Source organism: Nioella sediminis (assembly GCF_001879695.1).
Classification (GTDB): domain Bacteria; phylum Pseudomonadota; class Alphaproteobacteria; order Rhodobacterales; family Rhodobacteraceae; genus Nioella; species Nioella sediminis.
This window is the reverse complement of the sequence record NZ_MNBL01000086.1, coordinates 1-8,913: the sequence shown is the minus strand read 5'-3', so window position 1 is coordinate 8,913 and position 8,913 is coordinate 1. Positions and strand designations below refer to the sequence as shown.

Genomic DNA, 8,913 nt, shown 5'->3' with positions numbered 1-8,913 from the left:
CGGGCCGATGGTGACGTGGAGGCGGCGCTACGCGGCGATGTGATCGAGGCCGAATACCGCGCGCCCTACGTGGCGCATCAGCCGCTGGAGCCTTTGAATGCCATCGTGCGGGTGACAGAGGCGGGCGCAGAGGTCTGGACCGGCCACCAGATGCCGCGTTTCCTGCAACAGCAGGTGGCGGCAATCACCGGCCATGAGGCCGATCAGGTGACGCTTCACAACCAGTTTTCGGGCGGCAGTTTCGGCCACCGGCTGGAGTTCGAGCATGTAAGGCTTGCCACCGAAATCGCCCTGCAGATGCCCGGCGTGCCGGTCAAGCTGACCTTCCAGCGGGAAGAGGATTTCGCGCAGGACTTCCCCCGCCAGATCGGCATGGCGCGCGGGCGCGGTGCGGTGGCGAATGGCCGGGTCGAGGCCGCCGATATCCAGATTGCGGCGGTATCCTCCTCGCGCAGCCAGATGGGCCGGATCGGGCAGACCGTACCCGGCGCTGACAGCCAGATCCCGGCGGGCGTGTGGAACGCGCCCTATGCGATCCCGTCCTACCGGGTGCGCGCCTACGCGGTGCCGGAACTGGCGCCGACCTCGTCCTGGCGATCCGTCGGGGCGTCTTCGAGCGGGTTCTTTGGCGAGAGTTTCCTAGACGAGCTGATCCATGCGGCGGGCGCCGATCCGCTGGCCGAACGGCTGCGGCTGGCCAATGACCCGCGCGCGGTGGCGGTGCTGGAGGCCGTGGCCGAGATGTCGGGCTGGGGTCGCGAGCCCGGCGAAAACCGGGGGCTCGGGGTAGCCATGGTCGAAAGCTTCGGCGTGCCCGTGGCGGAGGTGATCGAGGTGGAAAACACCGCGCAAGGCATCCGCATCCACGACGTCTGGGTCGCGGCAGAGGTGGGCACGGTGGTGGACCCGGTGGCCTTCGAGAACCAGGTGCAGGGCGGGGTGGTCTGGGGCCTTGGCCACGCGATCAACTGCGAGATCACCTATGCGGACGGCATGGCGGAGCAGTCGAATTTCGACTGGCACGACGGCATGCGCATCTGGCAGGCGCCACGGATCGCCGTGCGCGGCGTGGAACTGGGCGGTTCCGTGCGTGGCATCGGGGAACCCCCCGTGCCCCCTGCCGCCCCCGCGCTGGCCAACGCGATCTTCGCCGCCACTGGTCAACGCCTGAGGGAGATGCCATTCAACAGGTTCGTTGATTTCGTCTGACGGCAGGACGCGCTTCGACGCAGAGCGAAGCGTCGGCTATTGACCTTCCCTGTGCCGCCCTGTCAGGTGCGCGGGGAAGGAGCCCCCTGATATGACCCCCAACATCACCCGCGCAAGCTGGCTCATGATCCTCGTGCTGGGGCTAACCTGGGGCGCGACCTTCATGGTCATCGAGATCGCGCTCCGCGGCATCACGCCCTTCTGGCTGGCCGCAGCCCGCATCGGCTTTGCCGCCGCGCTGATGACGGCGGTATGGCTCGCGCGCGGCGGGCGGCTCTTTCTGGAGGCGGCGCGGGACTGGCCTGCCATGGTGATGATTGGCCTGCTCAGTTCCGCCGTGCCCTTCATGCTGCTCAGCTGGGGCCAGCAATACACCACCTCGGGCTTTGCAGGCGTGTCGATGGCTGCCGTGGCGCTGATGGTGCTGCCGCTGGCGCATGTGATGGTGCCGGGCGAACGGATGACGCTGCGCCGCACAGCGGGCTTCGCAATCGGCTTCGCGGGCGTCGTGGTGCTGATCGGGACGCAGGCTTTTTCCTCAACCGGGGCGGCGCTGGAACCTTTCGGGCGGCTGGCCTGCCTTGGCGCGGCGGGCTGCTATGCGCTGAGCTCGGTCTGGATGCGCCGCCTGCCCGCAATTGACCCGATCGGGCTGGCCACCGTCTTGCTGATCATTGGGGCGGCGATGGTGCTGCCCGCCGCATGGATCGTGGAGGGCCCGCCACCGGCCGTGGACGGACAAACGCTGGCGGTGCTGGCGCTGCTTGGGCTGGTGCCGACGGCGGCGGCCAATATCCTGCGGGTCGTGGTGATCCGCACGGCAGGCCCCACCTTCATGAGCCTCACGAACTACATCGTGCCGGTCTGTTCCGTGGTTCTTGGCGCGCTGGTCCTGTCGGAACCGCTGCCGCCCTCACTGCTGTGGGCGCTGGCACTGATCCTTGCGGGCGTGTTCCTGAGCCAGTGGGGCGCGTTGCAGCGGCTGTTCCGGGGGTGAGACGGCGTGGTCAAACCGCGGCCTGCACCGCCGCCACGACCTCGCCCACCACGTTCTGCAACAGCCCTTCGTCTTCGCATTCCGCCATCACGCGGATCAGCGGCTCGGTCCCCGATTTGCGGATCAGGAGCCGGCCCGAGCCTTCCAGCCGCGCCTCTGCCTCGGCAATGGCCTGCTGCACCTGCGCCTCTTCCAGCGGGGTCTGACCCGCCGCGAAACGCACGTTCTTGAGCAGTTGCGGGACACGCTCGAAACTGCGGGCAAGATCGCTTGCGCGTTTGCCGGTGCGGGTCATCTCGGCCAGGAACTGCAACCCCGCGATCAAACCGTCGCCGGTGGTGGCATAGTCGGTCATCACGATATGGCCCGACTGCTCGCCACCAAGATTCAGCCCGTATTGGCGCATTGCCTCAACCACGTAGCGGTCACCGACCGGGGTGCGGTGCAGGTTGATCGCACGCTCGGCCAGATAGCGTTCCAGCCCCAGATTGGACATGACCGTCGCGGCCAGCGTGTGGCCCTTCAGGCGGCCTTCTTCGGCCCATCTGTTCGCAAAGAGCGCCATGATCTGATCGCCGTCCGCCACCTCGCCGCGTTCGTCGATGATGATCACCCGGTCGGCGTCTCCATCGAGGCAGATGCCCAGATCGGCCCGCGTCTCGCGGATCAGGGCCTGCGCGGCGGCGGGTTTGGTCGAACCCACGCCATCGTTGATGTTGAACCCGTTGGGGGCGACGCCGAGCGGGATCACCTCGGCCCCCAGTTCCCACAGAACCTCGGGCGCGGCCTTGTAGGCGGCCCCGTTGGCGCAGTCGATCACCACGCGCAGCCCGTCAAGGCTGAGCCCATGCGGGAAGGTGCCCTTGACCCGCTCCACGTAACGCGCGCGGCCGTCGTCGATCCGCTTGGCGCGGCCGATGTTTTCCGCCTGCGCGGGCTGGATGTCGGAAAAGACCAGCGCTTCGATCTCGCGCTCCGCCTCGTCCGACAGCTTGAAGCCGTCGGGGCCGAAGAACTTGATACCATTGTCGGTGGCCGGGTTGTGGCTGGCGGAAATCATCACGCCCAGATCGGCACGCATGGAGGTCGTGAGCAGCCCCACGGCGGGCGTCGGCACCGGGCCGAGCAGCAGCACGTTCATGCCGGTCGAGGTCAGACCCGCCGTCAGTGCATTCTCGATCATATAGCCCGACAGCCGCGTGTCCTTGCCGATCACCACCCGATGGCCGGGGCTTTGGTCGCGCCGGAAGTAGCGCCCCGCCGCCGCGCCCAGTTTCAGCGCCAGTTCCGCCGTCATCGGGAAGCTGTTGGCGCGGCCACGCACGCCGTCGGTACCGAAGAGTTTGCGAGTCATGCCTGTCCCTCTGCTGCCGCGCGCCACAGCGCGATCATCTGTCTGTGCACTTCTGTATCATGAACCCGCAGCATCTGGACCCCCTGCCCAAGCGCCCATAGGCCGATTGCTGCCGATGCGGGACCGCGATCGTGAGGATCGGGGATATTGCCGATGCGCCCGATGCTGGCCTTGCGCGATACCCCAAGCAAAATGGGGCAGCCAAGCGCGTGAAAGAGCGATATGCGGCCAATCAGTGCCAGATTGTGCGCCTCGCGCTTGCCAAAGCCGATACCGGGATCGACGAGGATTTTTTCACGCGGGATACCGGCGGCCTCGGCTGCGGCGACGGATGTTTCAAGGCTGTCATAAACGTCGAGCAATGCGTCGGAATAATCCGGGTTGTCCTGCATGGTATCGGGCAGGCCCTGCGCGTGCATCAGGCAGACAGGCGCGCCGGTTTCCGCCGCCAGCCCTTGCATTCCCTTGTCGAAGGTGAAGGCCGAGACATCGTTGATCAACTGCGCCCCTGCAACCAAAGCGGCCCGCGCCACGGGGGCCTTGCGGGTGTCGATGGAAATGGGCGTGTCGATCCCTGCCGCGCGGATCGCGGCGATGACAGGCGCGGTGCGGGCGATTTCCTCGTCTACCGGCACTTCGGCGGCGCCCGGGCGGGTGCTTTCACCGCCGAGGTCGAGGATATGCGCACCCTCGTCCAGCATCCGGCGCACCTGCGCCATGGCGGCCTCGGGATTGTTGAACTCGCCGCCATCGGAAAAGCTGTCCGGCGTCAGGTTCAGGATGCCCATGATGCGGGGCATGTCCAGCGTCAGCCCGGCAATGGGCGCGCGCGGCGCGGTCAGGCGGGTCAGCACCTTTGACGGCACCGCATCGGCGGGGATCACACGCGGGGGGGCGTGGCGCGACAGCTCTTCGACATGGGTGAACCAGGCCCAGGTTCCCGCCAGAGGAAAAGCGGCAGCAGGCCGAGCCGGGTCGGTCTGGGCAATCGGGCGATAATAGAGCGTCATCGGCGCCTCCTTTGGCGTCCCGATACCGTCATGGGGCCCTGCGGGCAAGGTTCAGAGCGCGGGCATCGCGGTCGGGGCCAGCACCGTCAGCGCGATATCGGCCTTGGGCGCGTCGCCACCCAGGAACAGCATCCCCTCCGCCTCGAAACGTTCAGCGAGCCACAGCGCCAGCGCCTCGCCCGAGCGGACCGAGGTTTCGGGGCCGTCGACGCTGTCCAGCACCAGCTTGGACGGCGCCCATACGGAAATGCGGTCATGCTTCATCGCCCAGTCCAGTTCGGTCCGGGTCTCGACCACCACGCAGCGGTCGTCATGGCTGGCCAGGATCCAGGCGTTCTGTTCGATGGCCAAAAGGTCGATGCGCCGCTGCGGCATGGCGTGATCGGCGACCGGCACCCCGATATCGGGGCGGCCCACACAGAGGATCACCGGCTTGCCCTGCGTTTCCAGCCGGTCCAGCAGCGCCGCCAGATCGGGGCGCGCGATGGCCGCGTTCGAAAGATACACCACCAGCGGATGCGGCGCGCCGTCCTTCAGCAGCGACAGGCGCGGGCGTTCGGGGGCGGTGCGTACGATCTCGACGCCAAGCGCAAATGGCCCCCGGTCGAGTTTCTCTATCCGCACGAAGCAACGCGCGGCCAGTGGGTGCGCCAGGATCCGCTCGGCGATACGGGCGGCGAGCGTTTCCAGCAGGTTCAGGCGTTCGGCCTGGAGCTCATGGTCGATGGCCTCGGAAATCGTGTCGTAAGACAGGATCCGGTCCACATCATCGGCATCGGGATTGGCGGCGGACCGCACCTCGACCACGACGTTGAAGCGCACCCGCTGCAAGAGCCCGCGTTCCTGCTGGAACGCGCCGATCTCGACCTCGCGTTCGTGGTCAGAGAGGCTGATCCGGTCCAGCGGATCGTTACCGGCTGTGGCCTTAGCGCGTTCGGACGGGTGCGCAAAGGCAAGGCGGGTTTCATCGGACATGGGGCTTGGCCTCCGGGGCCGGTCAGGACAGTCGCGCCCTTCTAGCAGGCCAGCGCGCGGGATGCACGGGTCTGAGGCGTCACTGTTGGCCGGGAATGCGACGCCCCGTCAGCGACCGCGATAGAAGAGGTGCACACCGATTTCAGCGGTCTGCGGAAATTCCCGCGCCCAGGAGGGATTGACCCAGTTGGCGTGGTAATGCGTCGCGCCCGAGGTCAGGTTGCGCGGGCCGCCGTCGATCATGATGCGGGCGATGCGGCCAAGCCGTTCATGGATCGCGTGGTCGGTCACGGTTTCGGGGCGGCCATCGCAGGTATAAGTGAACTGGCAGGCCCAGCGCCGCCCGGTGCCCTGATTGACGACACCACAGATCGTATCCGGGTAATTTGCGTGATCGACCCGGTTCAGGATGACCTCTGCCACCGCGAACTGGCCTGCCACGCTTTCGCCGCGCGCCTCGAAATAAAGCGCCTCGGTCAGGCATTGCCACTGGCGCCCGCCGCGGGCGCGGCCCATGGCGTCAAGCTCTGCCGCCGTATAGGGGGCCACACCACCGGTCTGATCCAGTCCCTGCCCGGTATAGGGCGCGCCAAGCGCCGACAGGCGCAGCGGGCTGACCGCGCGCATGCCGCTATGTTCTTGACCCATGACCGAGGTGAAGAGAGAGCCGAGCGTATGGGTCGGATCAGTGGAGGTTGACGCCACGACATCGGCCTGCGCGAGGCTGGCGGTGAAAAGCAATGCGGTGGCAGCGGCCTTCACGGCGCGCAAAATCTTCGGCTGTCCCATTCTGGGCATCCCCCATTGACCGGTGTTTCCCGGCTCTGCTTCGACCTCATACATGTACCGGACAGATCGCCAATCGACCAAACCGGTGCTCAATCTAGTGACAGCCCCTTAACAGGACCCCAACGACTAGGGGTCGCAGCCAAGAGAATCATTTAACGTCGGCTTATAATGGGCTGGAATCCCGCCGTTTATATGTCAGCAATGGACAGTTGTGCGGCCGCAAGTTTGGCAACCGGCACCCGGAAGGGCGAGCAAGAGACATAATCGAACCCGGCGGATCTGCTGAAGGCGATCGAATCGGGATCGCCGCCATGTTCGCCACAAATCGACAGGGTGATGCCCTGCCGCGCCGCGCGTCCCCGCTCGGCACCGAGTAGCAGCAACTCACCCACCCCGTCACGATCCATGCGCTGGAACGGGTCCTCAGGGTAGACACCCTGATTGACATAGGCCGACATGAACCGCCCCGCATCGTCGCGCGACAGGCCATAGGTCATCTGCGTCAGGTCATTGGTGCCGAAGGACAGGAAGGCGGCATGTTCCGCGATCTCACCCGCACGCAGCGCCGCGCGGGGCGTTTCCACCATGACGCCCAAGCGGTAGGTGAAATTCACCCCGGTCTCATTGCGCACCGCGGCGGCAACCGCGTCGACGCGGTCCTTGATCAGCTCTACCTCGCGCTTGGCGCTGACCAGCGGGATCATGATTTCCGGCACCACCGGGTCGCCACCTTCGGAGGCGGCCACGGTCGCCTCGAATATGGCGCGGGCCTGCATTTCGTAGATGCCTGCCACGGTGATGCCAAGCCGCACGCCCCGCATCCCCAGCATCGGGTTGAACTCCTGCAAGGCCTCGATCCTGGCGGCAACGCGGCTCACGGGCAGGTCCAGCGCCTCGGCCAGCGCCCGGATCCCATCGCGGTCGCCGGGCAGGAATTCATGCAAGGGCGGGTCGAAGAGGCGGATGCAGACGGGCTGGCCCTGCATCAGCTTGAAGAGCTCGATGAAATCGCCGCGCTGCATCGGCAAGAGCCGTTCCAGCGCCGCTTTGCGATCCTCGGGATCTTCGGTGAAGATCATTTCCCGCATCACGGTCAGACGGATGGGGTCGAAGAACATGTGCTCGGTCCGGCACAGGCCGATGCCGTCAACACCGAAGGTCTGCGCCAGCCGCGCATCCTCGGGCGTATCGGCATTGGCGCGGATGCCGATATCGCGCGCTGCGTCGGCCCATTTCAGCAAGGTGGCGAACGCCCCGCTCATGTCGGGCTCGATCATCCTGACCGCGCCGACCAGAACCTGCCCGGAACTGCCGTCGATGGTGATGATGTCGCCCTCATGGAACACCCTGCGGCCCGGCACGGTCAGGGTCTTCTTGCGATGGTCGAGCTGAAGATCGGTGGCGCCCGACACGCAGGGCACACCGAGACCACGGGCGATCACCGCCGCGTGGCTGGTCATGCCGCCGCGTTCGGTAAGGATGCCTTCGGCGGCATGCATGCCACGAATATCCTCGGGGCTGGTTTCGCGACGCACGAGAATGCAGGGTTCATTCTGCGAACTCGCGGCCTGCGCCGCGGCGGCGGTAAAGACGAGCTTGCCGGTTGCCGCACCGGGGGCCGCGGCAATGCCGCGGGTCAGCACGTCGCGCGGGGCCTCAGGGTCGAGCTGGCGGTGCATCATCTGGTTGAGCGTAAACGGAGCGATGCGCATCAACGCCTCTTCGCGCGGGATGATCCCGTCCTCGGCCAGATCGACAGCGATGCGCACATCTGCGCGCGCTGAACGGGGCACCCGAACGGCATCGAGAATGGCAAGCCGTCCTTCCATCAGGGTGAACTCGATCTGCATTTCCTCGCGCAGGCGGGTGCGGATCAGATGGCCTGCATCGCGCAGCGCCGCGACCTGGTCGGGGCAGCGATCCTCTAGCGCGGTGCCGCGCGGGTCGGTCTCGATGAACTGGGCATCCGCCTCGCTCAGCGCCGCGCGGCCCTGGCTTTGCGGCAGGTAGCGCCCGGTGATCTGCGGCTCTCCGGTATCGGTTGACACGAATTGCAGGACACCGGCGCCGGTTTCCTCCCTGCCGATGGACAGCGCCATGCGCTGCACGACAAGGCCAAGACCGGCATCCGCAGGCGCGCCCTTGGCCTGACGCAGAAGGCGGGCCGACGTGCCCTCCCACGCGCGGGCCATGGAGCGCAGAACCTCGGTCAGCTGCGTTTCCACATCCTGCGGGAAAGGCTCCTCCATCTCATCTTCGAAATGGGCGAGCGCGATGCGCGGTGTGATGGGATCGGCGAAGAGATCCTCGTCCAGGCGCAACACATCCACCGCATAGGCACGGATGAACGACAGGTAGAGCTGATCCGCCGCCGATTGCCCGTGTTCTTCGGCGATGCGCGCGGCCACGGAATCGTTCATGCCGATATTGAGCACCGTCCCCGGACCGCCCCAGTCGGGCGCCTCGCTGGAGGAGCGGACGGACAGCAGATCGCCTGTCTCGAAGATCGCCGACAGGGCGCACATATCCGGCACATAGCCCTGCGCCAGCCTGCGCACCGTGTCGAAGGACAGCGCCAC

Annotated in this window: 7 protein-coding genes; 2 read left to right on the top strand and 5 right to left on the bottom strand. The window is 66.6% G+C overall.

What is annotated here, in order from left to right:
• Both BKY26_RS11740 and BKY26_RS11735 read left to right on the top strand, forming a co-directional pair.
• The coding region (locus BKY26_RS11740) for a molybdopterin cofactor-binding domain-containing protein (protein ID WP_131541848.1) at positions 1 to 1,209 on the top strand (1,209 nt) is incomplete at its 5' end.
• Positions 1,210 to 1,300: 91 nt separating this feature from the next.
• Complete coding sequence (locus tag BKY26_RS11735; protein ID WP_071690584.1) at positions 1,301 to 2,206, top strand: DMT family transporter; 906 nt, start codon at positions 1,301 to 1,303, stop codon at positions 2,204 to 2,206.
• A 10-nt stretch (positions 2,207 to 2,216) separates the two neighbouring features.
• Here the strand turns inward: BKY26_RS11735 and glmM are convergent, their stop codons facing one another.
• From glmM to BKY26_RS11710, 5 genes are all read right to left on the bottom strand, one after another.
• Entirely contained in the window at positions 2,217 to 3,560 is a 1,344-nt protein-coding gene (gene glmM, locus BKY26_RS11730; protein WP_071690583.1) for a phosphoglucosamine mutase, read from the bottom strand.
• Positions 3,557 to 4,570 carry a dihydropteroate synthase gene (gene folP / locus BKY26_RS11725; RefSeq protein WP_071690582.1) on the bottom strand — a complete coding sequence of 338 codons (1,014 nt, stop codon included), beginning with the start codon at positions 4,568 to 4,570 and terminating at the stop codon, positions 3,557 to 3,559. Before folP ends, glmM begins: the two co-directional genes overlap by 4 nt.
• Positions 4,571 to 4,621: 51 nt before the next feature.
• The gene (locus BKY26_RS11720; RefSeq protein ID WP_071690581.1) at positions 4,622 to 5,545 is read right to left on the bottom strand and encodes a dihydroneopterin aldolase; all 924 of its coding nucleotides are present in this window, start codon (positions 5,543 to 5,545) and stop codon (positions 4,622 to 4,624) included.
• Positions 5,546 to 5,653: 108 nt separating this feature from the next.
• Positions 5,654 to 6,334, bottom strand: a complete 681-nt coding sequence (locus BKY26_RS11715) for a cell wall hydrolase (protein WP_071690580.1) — start codon at positions 6,332 to 6,334, stop codon at positions 5,654 to 5,656.
• A 188-nt stretch (positions 6,335 to 6,522) separates the two neighbouring features.
• Positions 6,523 to 8,913, bottom strand: a 2,391-nt coding sequence (locus BKY26_RS11710) for a putative PEP-binding protein (protein ID WP_071690579.1), incomplete at its 5' end; no start/stop codon positions are given.